This window comes from Hyphomonas oceanitis SCH89 (assembly GCF_000685295.1).
GTDB classification, from domain to species: domain Bacteria; phylum Pseudomonadota; class Alphaproteobacteria; order Caulobacterales; family Hyphomonadaceae; genus Hyphomonas; species Hyphomonas oceanitis.
Map to the genome: position 1 here is coordinate 60,689 of NZ_ARYL01000021.1, position 14,224 is coordinate 74,912.

At 61.9% G+C, this 14,224-nt stretch carries 10 protein-coding genes; 9 read left to right on the forward strand and 1 reads right to left on the reverse strand.

The features are described from left to right. Positions 1-48 precede the first annotated feature (48 nt). The 9 genes from HOC_RS13685 (at position 49) to HOC_RS13725 (ending at position 13,534) form a co-directional block, all read left to right on the forward strand. Positions 49-2,067, forward strand: a complete 2,019-nt coding sequence (locus tag HOC_RS13685) for a flagellar biosynthesis protein FlhA (RefSeq protein WP_051624887.1) — start codon at positions 49-51, stop codon at positions 2,065-2,067. After that, positions 2,067-2,822, forward strand: a complete 756-nt coding sequence (locus tag HOC_RS13690) for a flagellar biosynthetic protein FliR (RefSeq protein WP_241767029.1) — start codon at positions 2,067-2,069, stop codon at positions 2,820-2,822. The genes HOC_RS13685 and HOC_RS13690 overlap by 1 nt, the downstream gene beginning before the upstream one ends. An 8-nt stretch (positions 2,823-2,830) precedes the next feature. After that, entirely contained in the window at positions 2,831-3,901 is a 1,071-nt protein-coding gene (locus tag HOC_RS13695) for an EscU/YscU/HrcU family type III secretion system export apparatus switch protein (RefSeq protein WP_035539522.1), read from the forward strand. A gap of 4 nt (positions 3,902-3,905) precedes the next feature. Next, a complete protein-coding gene (locus HOC_RS13700) occupies positions 3,906-4,235 on the forward strand; it encodes a hypothetical protein (RefSeq protein ID WP_035539523.1) in 330 nt (109 codons plus the stop codon). Positions 4,236-4,526: 291 nt separating this feature from the next. Next, positions 4,527-4,739 carry a hypothetical protein gene (locus HOC_RS13705; protein ID WP_035539524.1) on the forward strand — a complete coding sequence of 71 codons (213 nt, stop codon included), beginning with the start codon at positions 4,527-4,529 and terminating at the stop codon, positions 4,737-4,739. A gap of 374 nt (positions 4,740-5,113) precedes the next feature. Continuing rightward, positions 5,114-7,312 (forward strand): UDP-forming cellulose synthase catalytic subunit, encoded by a 2,199-nt coding sequence (gene bcsA / locus HOC_RS13710; protein WP_084146331.1) that lies wholly within the window; start codon positions 5,114-5,116, stop codon positions 7,310-7,312. Continuing rightward, on the forward strand, positions 7,309-9,525 hold the full coding sequence (locus HOC_RS13715) for a cellulose biosynthesis cyclic di-GMP-binding regulatory protein BcsB (protein WP_035539525.1): 2,217 nt from the start codon (positions 7,309-7,311) through the stop codon (positions 9,523-9,525). The genes bcsA and HOC_RS13715 overlap by 4 nt, the downstream gene beginning before the upstream one ends. Further along, complete coding sequence (locus tag HOC_RS13720) at positions 9,525-12,095, forward strand: cellulose synthase subunit BcsC-related outer membrane protein (protein WP_035539526.1); 2,571 nt, start codon at positions 9,525-9,527, stop codon at positions 12,093-12,095. The genes HOC_RS13715 and HOC_RS13720 overlap by 1 nt, the downstream gene beginning before the upstream one ends. Continuing rightward, a complete protein-coding gene (locus tag HOC_RS13725) occupies positions 12,092-13,534 on the forward strand; it encodes a PAS domain-containing protein (RefSeq protein ID WP_035539528.1) in 1,443 nt (480 codons plus the stop codon). Before HOC_RS13720 ends, HOC_RS13725 begins: the two co-directional genes overlap by 4 nt. A 32-nt stretch (positions 13,535-13,566) precedes the next feature. Here the strand turns inward: HOC_RS13725 and HOC_RS13730 are convergent. Further along, the coding region (locus HOC_RS13730) for a sigma-70 family RNA polymerase sigma factor (RefSeq protein WP_051624889.1) at positions 13,567-14,224 on the reverse strand (658 nt) is incomplete at its 5' end.

Here is a 14,224-nt window from a genome sequence, read left to right on the forward strand (position 1 = left end):
ATTCTCTACGGACTGTCCAGGCCAACATCCCTGCTGGCGATTGGCCTTATGCTGGTGATTCTGGTGATGATCCTGCCGGTTCCGGCATGGGTCATGGATGTCGGGCTGACCCTGTCCTTCGCCTTCGCCATTCTCATCTTCGCGACCGCCGTCTTCATCGAGCGCCCGCTCGATTTCTCGTCCTTCCCGAGTGTGCTCTTGGCCTCGCTGATCCTGCGCCTCGCGCTGAACGTGTCATCGACCAAGCTGATCATCGGCGAAGGTCATACAGGCACGCATGCAGCGGGCGGGGTCATCGAAGGCTTCGCCATGTTCATCATGGGCGGCAATCTGTTTGTCGGCCTTGTCGTCTTTGGCGTGCTCGTGATCGTCAATTTCATGGTCATCACCAAGGGTGCGGGCCGTATGGCGGAAGTCGGCGCGCGTTTCGCCCTTGATGCCATGCCCGGCAAACAGCTCGCCATCGACTCCGACCTTGCCGTTGGCGCCATCACGCATGAAGAAGCCAAGATGCGGCGCCAGCGCGAGCAGGAAGAGGCGGGCTTCCTCGGCTCCCTCGATGGTGCGTCGAAATTCGTGAAGGGCGATGCGATTGCCGGCCTGATGATCACCGCCCTCAATCTTGTCGCGGGCATCGGTATCGGGCTCACGGTCCACCATCTCAGTTTCTCGCAGGCGCTCAGCAATTATTCGATTCTGACAGTCGGTGACGGCCTGGTCTCGCAGGTTCCTGCGGTCATTGTCTCGGTTGCGTCAGCCTTGCTTCTGTCCAAGGGCCGTGAAGAAGGCGCTATCGACCTTGCCCTGCTCGCGCAGCTCGGCAGCAACGTCGCAGCCCTGATGATCGTGGCCGGCATCCTTTTCGTCTTCGCGCTGTTCCCGGGCCTGCCTTTCATTCCCTTCATGGCGGCGTCCGCCGGATTTGCGGCCGCATCCTTCTTTGTGCGCAAGCAGAACCGCGACAAGCGCGATGCCAAGGAAGAAATTATCGAAGACGAGGCACCAAAAGCAATCGTGTTCGGCGACTCCATCCATGCCGACGAAATCCATCTGGAAGTCGCACCTGACCTCGTGAACCTCGTCCTGATCGGTGAGAATGGCTTTGAAAGCCGTATCCACAAGATCCGCCGCTACATCGCGGAAGAATACGGCTTCGTTCTGCCGCCTATCCGCATGACGGATAATCCGACCCTCAAGAAGAATGACTATCGCATTCGCATTCAGGGTGTCCGCATTGATTCCGGCATGCTGCGGCCCGGTTCCATTCTCGCCCTGATGGAAGACGACCAACTGCCTTACCTGCAAGGCGAAAAGGTCAAGGAGCCGGTCTACAAGGCGGCCGCTCGCTGGCTCCCGAACAGCAAGAAGCAGGAGCTGGCCGCGACCGGCATTCCCGTTGTCGAGCCCATCGAAGTGCTCGCTACGCATATGCTGGAAGTCATCCAGTCCAATTTCTCGCTCGTGTTCACGCGCATGGTCCTGCTCGATACGCTGGATGCCCTGACCACGGTAAGCGACAGTGACCGTGCGGCCTCGAACCGCCGCTTCCTTGACGAATACATTCCCACCAAGGTGACGCCCGAGCTTCTCCTGTCAGTTGTCCGCCTCCTGCTTGAAGAGCGCGTCTCCATCCGCAACCTGTTCCTCATCATCGAGACCATTGCCGAAGCGAAGACTGCAAACCCCGGCCTGCCGCGCATGGTCGAACTGGTTCGCCAGCGCCTCGCCTTCCAGATCGTGGACCGTCTCCAGGACGATCAGGGCCGCCTGCCGCTCGTGCAGCTCTCCACCGCGTGGGAGCAGAAGTTCACGCAGTACGAAGTCGCCGGCGAGAATGGCAGCAGCGATATCGCCCTGCCGCCGGAAATGTTCGGCGAACTGACGAACGAGGTGCAGTCAAAACTCAATGAAGCGGCCAAGAAAGGCGTCATGGCCTCCGTGGCGACCTCTTCGCGTCGCCGCCGCTTCCTGCAGACCGTTCTGGCCAGCAAGGGCATTCGCAATTCCGTCCTCGCCTATGAGGAAATCAGCTCCAAGACCAAGCCCTATATTATCGGCGTCGTCTGATGGAGGCACTGGCGCCATTGGCGGGCCCCCTGGCCGGTTGGCTGGGCCTGTACATGGTGGTCATTGCACGGCTCTCCTTTGTCGTCTTCCTGATGCCCGGCCTCGGCGAGCAGGCGATTCCCGTTCAGATGCGTCTTGTTGTCCTGCTGGCAATATCAATGGCAATGGCAACGACCGGCGTAGTCGGCGTGCCGGTCACGTGGCCGCTCTCCAGCTATGCGGCCGTTCTTTTCAGCGAGTTGACCATCGGTTTCTGCCTGGGGGTCACCCTGCGCGTAACCATCTGGATGCTCAGTATCGCCGGTACGATTATCTCGCAGTCGATCGGCCTGTCCCAGCTCCTCGGTGTCGCGATGGAGCATGAAGCGCAGACAATGGCGGCGAACCTTCTCTCGCTGGCCGGCGCGGCGGTTCTACTCTCGGCAGACTTCCATATCAGCGTCGTTGCCGCGCTCCTGCGCCTCTACGGAGAAATACCGGTCGGCGCGCTCTGGTCCCTTGATCTGCGCATGCTGGCCGATCAGTGTTTCTCGGCGGTCGGCTTTGCTGTCCTGCTCGCATGGCCCTTCGTCGCTGTGAACCTCCTGTACAATATCTGTCTCGGCTTCATCAACAAAGCCCTGCCTCAGCTGATGGTTGCCTTTGTTGGTGCACCGCTGTTGATTGGTGGCGGAATGGTATTCCTCGCTCTCTCGGTCATTGGCCTTCTGGTCGTCTGGAAAGAGCGCGTCATCGATGTCGCGGGATGGATGTGAGCTAGGCCATGGCGGAGGAAAATGACAGCGGCGAAAAGGAATTTGACGCCACCGAGACCAAGCAGCGTCAGGCCCGGGAAGAAGGTAATGTTCCCCAGTCCAAGGAGGCCAACGCGTTCGCCTTGATCGTCGGCATTCTCATTGCCGGCATGGTGCTGCAGTTCACGGTTGGCAACGCGGTCTTTACCGACTTCTCATCGATCCTCTATCACGCGGATTCCTTTGCAAGCGACATCTTCGACTCTGGTGGGAGTGAAACGCGCAGCTGGCTTTCGGGCACTCTGATTCACTTCTCCCTGATCTATCTCCTGCTCGCCGCCGTCGTTCTCATATCCCTCGTTATCCAGCGGTCGATCTCCTTCTCGTTCAAGAAGATCAAGGTTGATGCCAAGAAGATTTCGCCAGTCGAAAATCTCAAGAAGCGCTATGGCGCGCGTGGCCTGACGGACTTCCTGAAAGACACATTCAAGCTGGTCATCGCGGCCGTCATTGCCGTGATGTTCCTCTCGCAGCTGGCCAAGGATTACTATGCCAGCAGCGCGATGCAGATGGACCAGTTCGCGATGTTCACTTTCAGCCAGGCGATGAAGCTTATCATCTGGTTCCTCGTCTTTCAGCTTCTCCTGGCCGCTGTCGACCTGCCGCTCCAGCAAAGGCTGCACAATAACAAGCTGAAAATGTCGCGCGAGGAAATGAAGAAGGAAATGAAGCAGAGTGAGGGCGACCCCCAACTCAAGCAGCAGCGCCGTCAGGCAGGCGTCAAGATCGCCAGCGGCCAGATGATGAAGAACGTGAAGACGGCCACGGTCATCATGGTCAACCCCGAACACTATGCCGTTGCCCTGCGCTGGAACCCTGATGAAGGCCTTGCGCCGGTCTGCGTGGCCAAGGGCGTCGACCACCTCGCTGCCAAGATCAGGGAACTTGCCATGACAAACGATGTTCCGATCTTCCGGGATCCGCCGACAACCCGCTCTATCTACAAGCTCGTCGAAATCGATCAGGAAATCCTTCCCGAGCACTTCGCCGCCGTCGCCGCGGCAATCAATTTTGTGGAGCGTGTGCGTAAGCACATGTAGTCAGATGACCCGTCGCAAACCCGACCTTCAAAAACTTGTCTCCCTGAAGCGTCAAAAGGCCGAGCAGAGCTATCTTGCCGCCCAGCAGGCCCATGCCGGCGCCGAGGCTGAGCGCGAGCGTCTCGCCGGCAGCCTCAAGGCAATGGATAAAAGTGCGGCCGATATCGACTCCCTGATCCTGTCCCACCAGCAGGGCCATGCCCGCAAACTGGTCCGTGACATCGATGATCAGCATCAGCGGGTGAATGACGAGGCGCTTCAGGTCCGGTCGGCCCACGACGTGCTCAAGCGCGCATTCGATTCCGAGCAACGTCTCAAGCGGGTGAAAGACTAGCACCACGTGGCATCGCGTGCCCCAAAAATCCGGCTGCGGAAGAATGGCGGATGGCTCGCCCCAAAGGCGCCTTAAAGTCGCGCCCTTTTATCGCACTTGTGAAATTCGGCGATCCCGATCATAAGCACGCGCCTGAGCGGAAGCGACCTCCATGGCGCGCCCGCAAAACCACTGTTTTTGGCCGGACGCATATTTCTGGCACGATTTGCGTCAGGTTAGTTGGGAACTCTTTGCCGGGGTCTCCTGTTCTCACTGAGGCATATCAAGCTGCTGCCCCGATAGGACCTGAAGATGCATGATCCGCGTAAACTTGCTATTCGACTGTTCCTGACGATGCCATTTGTCGTGGCATCGACGCCCGCAGCGATTGGCGCAGTGCATGGCATCGAAAGATCCAATTCTTCCGAGGGTCAGCAGCAACCCCGCGGCCACGGCGGCGTGGGTCTGACGGCAGAAGCAAGACGCACTGATGTCGGCCAGGATGACGCTGCCGACGCCGAATAGGCTGGCCGCTCCGACTGCCCGAACTTATTCGCGTTCAAATTCCAGTCTGCTGCGTACACGGGCCAGTCCATTCCTGTGGAATCCGTGACGCCCGGTAACCATGACAATAGTGAAAAGTGAGGGCTGGGTGGGCTTGCGCCCGCGAGCCCGGGAGGCCTGTAGGCATTGTGTTATGCCATCCGCTCCAATCCTTATCGCCTGGGCTTGAGCTGTTCACCTTGGTTAACAATAAATAGAATTCTGTTTACTTGGTAAACGCATGTAAAAATAAATTTAACCAAGCCGTACATTGAGCATATATTACATATTATCAATCAATTCACGTCGACGTGTGAAACAAGTATTTCGAATAGCGAAGTATAAAAAACACACCAATGAGTCAGACGTCATCACCTAAAGCGACTTTCACGCCGGCTTCCCGGTTTGCACCGCTGCGCACGATAAGCGCGGTAGTGGTGCTGATGTGTGTTGCCCTTATGGCAGGGGCACCGACCCCCGACTCTGTCCAGATCCAGCTCTGCATTGCCACCATCGCAACCTTTTTCATGATGACCTGGATCCGGCCATCCGGCGGCCCGTTCCGCAGCTTTGTCTCCCTGCTGATCGTGTTTACCAGTACGCGCTACATGATCTGGCGTGTCACCGAGACAATGCCGACCGATTCCGTTCTGTCGATTATCGGCGGCATGTTCCTGCTCGGCGCAGAAACCTATGGCTACATCCTGCTTCTCCTCTCCACTTTCCTGTCGGTGGACGTCTACAAGCGCGCCCCGCGTCCGGCGCCGATTTCGCCTGAAGCCTGCCCGACCGTCGATATCCTGATCCCGACCTATAACGAGCCGGACGATCTCATCGAGGTCACGCTGACAGCCGCGCTCAATGTCAATTATCCGGCAGGCCGGGTGAACGTTTACCTGCTCGACGATGGGGGCACGGTCGCCAAGCGCAATCAGGCGGACCGTGAAAAAGCGGACGAGGCGCAGGAGCGGCACGTCTATCTCAAACAGGTCTGCGAGCGCCTCGGCGCGCATTATCTGACGCGCGAAAAGAATGACCATGCCAAGGCCGGCAATATCAACGCCGCCCTCGCTCACACGTCCGGCGAACTGATCCTCATCCTCGATGCCGACCATGTCCCGTCAACCGACATCCTTACGCGCACCGTCGGCTACTTTGTCGAGGACCCGAAACTCTTCCTGGTCCAGACGCCGCATTTCTTCCTCAACCCCGATCCGCTCGAACGCAATCTCGGCACATTCCGCAAGATGCCGAGCGAAAACGAGATGTTCTATTCGGTCATCCAGCGGGGGCTTGATGGCCTTAATGCGTCTTTCTTCTGTGGTTCGGCGGCCGTGCTTCGCCGCTCGCTCGTCATGGAGATTGGTGGCATCCAGGGCGAGACAATTACGGAAGATGCCGAAACCGCGCTGGAACTGCACGCGCGCGGATACCGCAGCGCCTATGTCGACCGTCCCATGGTGGCGGGTCTCTCGCCAGAGACCTTCTCCGGCTTCATCACGCAGCGCATGCGCTGGACGCAGGGCATGGTCCAGATATTCCTGCTGAAGAATCCGCTGCTTAAGAAGGGCCTCACCTTCGGCCAGCGCGTCGGTTACTTCAATTCCTGCTTCTACTGGTTCTTCCCGTTGGCGCGCATGGCGTTCATCCTCGGTCCGCTGCTCTATCTCCTGTTCGGCATCCAGGTCTATGTCGGCGACCTGTCAGACTTCCTGATGTACGGCCTGCCGCACATTTTCGGTGCGCTGATGCTCTCCTCGATGCTGTACGGCCACACACGCTGGGCCTTTGCCTCGGAACTTTACGAAGTCATCCAGTCGATCCACTGCTCCGGCGCCATCCTGCAGGTCCTGCGCAATCCGCGCTCGCCGAGCTTCGCCGTGACGCCCAAGGGCGAGAGCCTCGACGAGAACTTTGTCTCTCCGCTCGCTCGCCCGTTCTACATTCTCATCGCCATTGTCTGTCTCGGTGAAGTGGCGGGTCTGGTACGCTGGTTCATTGATCCCGTCGGTGCGGGTGTGATCACGGTCCTCCTGTTCTGGAACACGTTCCACCTCCTGCTGCTCATATCTGCCCTCGGCGTCCTCTACGAACGCTCCCAGCAGCGCATCTTCCCGCGCTTCGAGACCAGCCGCGACATCACGCTCAAGCATTTCGGTGCGCCCGTGCCCGGCCAGATGACCGATGTATCGATCACCGGCATGGGCTGCAAAGTGCCCTATGGCGAAGGCAAGCGTTTCGTTATCGGCGACATTATCCAGGCCGATGCGCGCGACCTTGGCGCCACGTCGCCCTCACGTCTTGATCTGAAAGTCCTCTCTGCCACGGACACGCCCACGGGCCAGAAGCTCGGGCTCAGCTTCGTCATCGAGAACAATGAACAATGGTCGGCCGTCGTCGCGCTCATGTATTCGCGCAGCGAGAACTGGAAGACCTTCCGCGATGGCCGCGCCAAGGCCGACCATATGGGCACCAAGATCGCCGGTCTTGTCCGCTCAAGCATCTCTCACGCCATGAACCACATCCAAGCCGTTACCCGGGAAGCACGCTCATGATCACTCTTATCCGCTCCACAGCGTTGGCCGCGATACTTGCAGCCGCGCCCCTTACCGTCCCTGCGCACGCGCAGGAGGCCCCGTCTCAAGACGCCGTTTACGACGTGTATGCCCGCTTCCGGGATGATCCGCAGGTTGCGGTCGAGCAACTCGAGAACGGTCTCTGGCGCGCCCGTCTCCCATTGGCTGCGCTCCGGCCGGAGCAGGGGGCCATCCGCCTTGATGGCGCAAAGGCCAGCGAGAACATTTCCTTCGCAGTTGCGCCGCAGGCAAACGTGCAGTCGGCACGGCTGGTCATGCGCCATGTCAGTGGCCGCGCCCAGGAAGACGCACGTCCCCAGATCCGTGTCGGCCTGAACGGTCGCTTCGTCGCCCAGCTTGATGGCATCACAGAGCGCGCCGCCGCTGTGAACGAAATCCAGCTCGATCCCGCCAGCGTCATGTCCGGCTTCAATACGCTGCGCATCGATGCCGTCCAGCGCTACACCTATGGCTGCCAGGATCCTTCTGCAGCCGAGCTCTGGACCGACATTGATACCTCTCGCTCCTATGTCGAGATCACCTATGCGCGCCGCCCGTTTGCCGGCTCGCTGGCAGACCTTGATGCGCTTGTTACCGCGGGCGTTGGTGGTGTTGAAAATCTCGGCATCCTCATGGCTGACGGCGATATGACAGCTGACAACCTGCGTTGGGGCACGCTCGCCTCGCAGGCCGTCGCCAACCGTCTTGCCTACCGCCTGCCGGATATCACCCGCGTCCGTGTCAGCGAGATGAGCGACAAGGCCATCGGCGCCGATCTCATTGCTATCGGCACGCCTGAGCAGCTGGCCGGCATTGCGCCCGCTGGCCTCGCTGATCTGGAAGGTGAGGATTCCTTCCTGTCGATCAGTCCGTCCCCGGCAGATCCGTCCCGCTTCCTGATCGTTGCGGCCGGGCGCACCCCTGCAGCCATTGAGGGCGCCGTTCGTGCGCTCGCAGCCGCCCGCTTCCCGCTGTCGGACACAGGCTCGGTCATCCTCTCGCCTGCGGAAACACCAGCCGGCATGATCCTGGCGAAAAAGCACCCCCTGCAGCCCGGCACGAAATACGCCTTCCGCGATCTCGGCCTCGCTGAAACCTCGCTGCTCGGTCAGGAGCAGGGCGAGATCGGTTTTAACTTCACGCTGCCCGCCGATATTCGCTTCCGCTCCAAGAGCGAGGTCGAGCTGTCGCTCGATTTTGCCTACGGCGCAGGCCTTGATTCCAATTCCGTCGTGAACATCCTGGTCAATGGTGAGTTCCAGCGTGCCATTCGTCTCACCAATCCCGATGGTGAAGTGATGCCGGGCTACCAGCTCACGATCACGCCGGATGCACTCCATCCCGGCCAGAACCATGTCGCGTTCGACGTGGAACTTTCGACCGAAACAAAAGGCGAGTGCACGTCGCACAACATGAATCACCTCGCTTTCGTGATGAAAGACAGTTCGACCTTCACGCTGCCGGAGGCCGACACATTCGTTGAGCTGCCCAACCTGGCCCTGCTTTCAGAGTCCGGCTTTCCCTATTCCGGCATCGAAGGCACGCCTTTCGCCATTCGCGCAGGGGACACCGGCGACGAGACGGCCGCTTCTGTCTGGACCGTCGGCGCGCGTCTTGGCCAGATCTATGGCACAGTCTTCACCGATACCGATTTCGGTTTCGGCCTCGCCCTGCCGGACGAGCATACGCTTGTGGTCGGCACGCGAACGGCCCTTAAAGGCTTCCTCCCGGCCGAAGTCAGCCTGACAGGCCAGTCTACCGCGCTCGCGACCCGTGGCTCTGCGGATCCGCAGGTCACCGCAACCCGCGAGTACAAGTCGATTGATCTTGGCAACAATGGCCTCGTGGTCGCGGGCAATTCGCCGGATCATGCCGGTCGCCTCGTCACCGTGGTCACGGCTGAAACGCCGGGTCAGCTCATTGCATCGGCTCGCTCGCTCGTCCAGCCAAGTCACTGGACCCAGCTCAAGGGCGGCGCGGCTGTCTGGCGCACCAGTGCCGCGACTGTCGTGACGCAGGCTCCGGCGGTCACGTTCGAGATCGGCCAGATGCGCCCGGCCGAAATGGCCCGCATGAAGTCCGCCCGCTCGCCTCTGCGCTGGATCATCACGCTTGGCGCTGTGCTCTTCGCGCTTGCTGCCGTGCTGGCCCTCATCGCCCGCTACATGCGTGATCGGATGAATGAAAAGTGATGCTGCTTCGCCGCCTCCTGCGCGCGGCTGCGGTCGGTGCCCTCATCGCCCCGTCTTTCGGCGGCGTGATGACGGCCGCCGCAGACCCGGCGCTCGCAGGCAAGGCGGAAGGCGTCATTGCCATCGGCATCCCGACGGCCGATGAACCCGCACAGCAGCAGGAGGCACAAGCCGCCGCGACGCAGCTTGTCGAAATCGGTCCCGCGCCAGCTGATGTCCAGGCCGTCTGGGATCTTGGCGCCGCCAACCAGTGGAACAGCGCGGAAGACAGGCTGGCCGGCCTGAAAGCCGCCAATCCCGGCTGGCAGCCGCCGCGCGATCTAATTGCCTATGTCGCCAATGGCGCCCTCGACCAGCGCATCGCCGACGCCGTGGCAGAGCATGACTGGACCACGGTCCTCTCCGCCCTGCCGCCTGTCGCCGCAGATAAATGCGAAACCCCGTTCCGCCTCTTCGCCCGCGCTGACGCGCTCGAAGGGCTGGGTGAACCTGCCGCCATCAATGCCTTCTATGTCCGCGCGCTCACGGTCTGCGATGCGCCAGACAGCGTCGCCACTCTGGCCGCCCGCGCAGCCTCCGTGCTCGATCAGGACGGTCTGGCTGCCCTGCGCGCCCTTGCACCGCTGCAGCAAAGCGCCAGCGACAACGCGCAGATCGGCGCGGCCTACGCCAAAATCGTCCAGGCCGATAACCGCCTCCAGTTCAACACGGCCATCAATACCGGCCACATCGGCGCGGCTGTCGCACTTGCCGACACATCCGGCGATCCGGATCTCCTGATGCAGGCCGGCTGGGCCATGCTGGAAACCGATCCCTCCGGCGCTGGCCAGCGCTTCTCCCGCTCCCTCGCCGAAAGCGGCCCCGAGGACGCCCGCCGAGGGCTGGTGCTCGCCTCACTTGCCTCAGGCGATATCAGCGCCGCCCGCGCTGCCGTCTCTACCGCGCCTGACCCGGCCAGCCTTGCCGAACTCAGCGGCCGTATCGAGCTAGCCGACGCGCGCGTCCACCGCGAACAGGGCAGCTGGCGCGAAGCCGTCACGCTCGCCAATAGCGCCGTCACGTTTTTCCCCGCCCTCGCCGTTGATGCCGGCACGATCGCCGGCGGCGCCCTGCTGGATGCCGCTGGCGCTGCAACAGAGGCCGGCAATTACACCAAGGCCCGCGCCCTCGCACTTGAGGCCGCCGATTACGCGCCGACCCGCCGCGCCGGACGCATGCGCGCCGCCTGGTCAGATCTCCGCCTTGGCAATGACGCAGCCGCCGCCAGCCTCTTCAGCCAGCTCTATGTCGAAAGTCCGGAAGCGGAATCAGCTGAAGGTTACGCCCTCGCCGCACAGCGCACCGGCGGCATGGACACGGCCGCTGCGCTCGCCCGCACCGTCGGTGGACCGCTTGACGCACGCCTTACCGCCCTCAATGCCTCCGCCGCTTTTGATCAGGGCGATTATCTCACCGCCAAGGCTCTCGCGCCGGACAGTTTCCCGCCGCTCGAAGGCATCGACTCCAATTGGTATCGTCAGGCCGTCGCCGTCCGCAGCCAGGGCGGCACCAGCGGGCAGAACCGCTTGAGCGGCGTCGTCTCCACCACATCGGCTGGCCTCATCCGGGGCCGCAATCGCTATGAAGCCGGCGTGTCGGTCTATTCCCTCGATCCGGGCCGTAGCGCGCTCCCCGCCATAGACGCCTCCCGCGAGACCGTCGCCATGCCCTATCTCGCCTGGGCCCGCGAAGGTGACACCAGCATTGCCGTGCGTGTCGGCGTCACGCCGCTGAACGCCGATGTTGACCCGGCCCTTGTCGGCGAGATTGCCATCGCACACGAAGATGCAGGCCGCGCTGTCGAGGCACGCGCTTTCACCCGGCCGAAAATGGATAGCGTTCTGTCATTCGCTGGTCAGCGCGATGCCACAACCGGCGAGGCCTTCGGGCGTGTCATCGAAAGCGGCGTCGCCCTGCGCGGTCGGCTGCCGGTCGGAAAGTCCAACACGCTGCAGGCCGATATCGAAGCCACCAGCCTGCACGGCGAGAATACCGCCGATAACAGCAAGCTCGCGCTGGGTGTCGCGGCCAATCGCAATTTTGCCCGCAAGGGTTTCGCCTACCTCGTCTCGGGCCTCTTCTACCAGTTCCAGTCCTATGACGAGAACACCAACTTCTTCACGCCCGGCCATGGCGGCTATTTCAGCCCGCAGACTTTCCATCGCACGGGCGTCTCGCTGAATGCCCAGACCGATCCGATGAAACACTGGATCCTCAAGGCCGACGCCGCCGTCGCCTATGAATCGGTTTCGGAAGACCCGGCCCGGGCCAACCCGCTGATGCGTGGCACCCAGCCCCTCATCGGCGGTAGCGACAGTTCCGGCTTCGCAGCCGCGCTCGATCTCAGCGCCGCACGCCGTATCGCGCCTGAAATCATCCTGTCGGGCAATCTGTCGGCCATACAGTCTGAAGCCTATGAAGATGTCCGCGTCGGCCTCGCCCTGACATGGGTGCCGGGCGGGCGTGATGGCCTCGTCCGCAATGACCTGCCGCAAGATCCGTTCAATCCAACTGCCTGGACCCAACCATGATCCATACGCCACCGCCTGCAGCTGATACCGCACGCCCCGGCGGGCTTATGCGCCTGGCCCGACGGCTTGAGCGCAGCGATCCTTTCCTGATGCGTGCAGTCCAGGCGGCGGCGCTGATAGGCTGTGTCGTTGGTGTGCTGATATATGCCTGGCAAGTCGTTGGCGACGACATATCCACCACCCGTTCCGCGCTGGCCGAGACGGCGTGGACAGGGGAAGTCGCTGTCGAGGCAGATCTCGCGCGAATCTATGCAGCCGGCACCGAGGCTTCCCCGGTCATTGCCGCCGCCATGGCGGAAAATGTCCCGGCCAGCGAGCAGCGCGCACTCCAGGTGAAGATAAACCAGCAGCTTGCGGATACACCGGTCACCGCCATCATCATTCCCGGTGCAGATGGCGCCGCGCCGCGTGTTTTCGGCGAGATGCCGTCCGGGGCCGAAGGCGCGCTCGCACCGCGCCCCTATAGTCGGCGCGCCGGGCGTGAAGCGCTCGAACTCGAGCTCGTCTCGGTCGGGCCGGGCAGGGCGGCTGTCTACCATGACCTTGCCCTGACAGATGGCCGGCAGGTTCCGGCGGTTCTCGTTCTGCGCTCGGGTGCCTTCCAGTCGGCGCTTTCGGCGGGCTCGGTCGCCGGCAAGCACTGGCGTGCCGCGCTACTCAACCGCGATGGCGATCCCGTCGTCACGGCCTCTGATCGCGGCGCGACTTTCACGGCGGCCGATCTCAACCTTGCCTCAACGGCGCTCGGCTGGGTGCCGCTCCACGGGGACGATATCCCGGCGGCCAGCCAGGTGTCCGGCGAGGACGCTTCACGGTTCATCGAAGCACGTGGCATTGCGGGCGGCGCGCTCCAGCTTGTCTATATCGGCACCGAGCCACCCGTCGTCGCCGTGCTCGCGGCGCGGCGCTTTGAATTCATGGCGCTCTTCGGCGCGTCTCTCCTGGCCGTCCTGCTGGCGGTCTCGGTGATTCAGAACGAATGGCAACGTCAGGACAGGGAAGTGCGCGATGCCGACCTCTCGTCAGCGCTTGCAGACATCACCTGCGACCTCCTCTCCGCAGGCGTGATCGACTGGTCCGTCGCAGAGGGCACGGTCACCTATTCGGAAGGCTGGGCCGACATGTTCGCGCAAGGGGTCGAGCCGACCTCAGAGGACATCTTTGACTGGATCGCCCGCATCCATCCCGACGACCGTCTTGAAGCCCGGCATGTCTACCAGCGCATGCTGGAAGGCGACGCATCCGAACTCGTCCACCGTCTGCGCGTGCGCATGTCGACAGGGCTATGGGTGCAGGTTGTCGAGCGTGGCCGTGCGCTCCTCGGTGCCGGCGGCACGATCAAGCGCATCATCCTTGTCCAGACGACGGAACCGGTCGATGGCAGCATGCTGCGAAATGTGTTCGGGGAAAACAAGGTCGCTGACAGCCTGACAGGCTGAGCGTGGGGCCAGTGACTGCCGCGGGCCTGTGATCAGGCGGCGGTGTCTATCGGGTGAGGTGAAGGCTCACTCAGCCGCTTGATATCGCTCAGCAGGTCATCGAGGCCGCGTGTTGCTTGCGACAGTTCGCTATGTCCGCCGGTTACGCCGTTGCCATTCTCGGCCTGTGTCATGATATGCATCACCGCATCGCGTGCGCGGCTGACGCGGCTTTTGACCGTCCCGGCCGAGCAATCGCAGATGATCCCCGCTTCATCATAGGTAAAGCCTGCGGCCACCACGAGTATGATGGCATCCCGCTGGGTTTGGGGAAGGGAGTCGATGGCCGCCTGCAGGACGCGGAAGTCGGAACGCGCTTCCAGGCTCTCATTGGCCACCAGCGTACGTTCAGCCTGTTCGGGCTCAAGTTCGGTCGATCGCCACGCCCGGCGCGTATGCTGATAGAATTCGTTGCGAAGGATTCGGAAAAGCCATGGCCGCATGGCGGCGCCGGTCTGAAAGCGGTCGATTGCGCCCCAGGCGTTCAGGCAGGTTTCCTGCACCAGGTCATCCGCCAGGTCCCGGTTGCGGCAAAGGCTTCGCGCAAACGCTCTGAGCTCCGGCAAAAGGCGCTCAAGCTCATCTGCAAAACTGAAAGATCGATTCTTTTCTTCCTCGGCGATGATCGTGTCCCGCGGCGTGGTGTAGCTG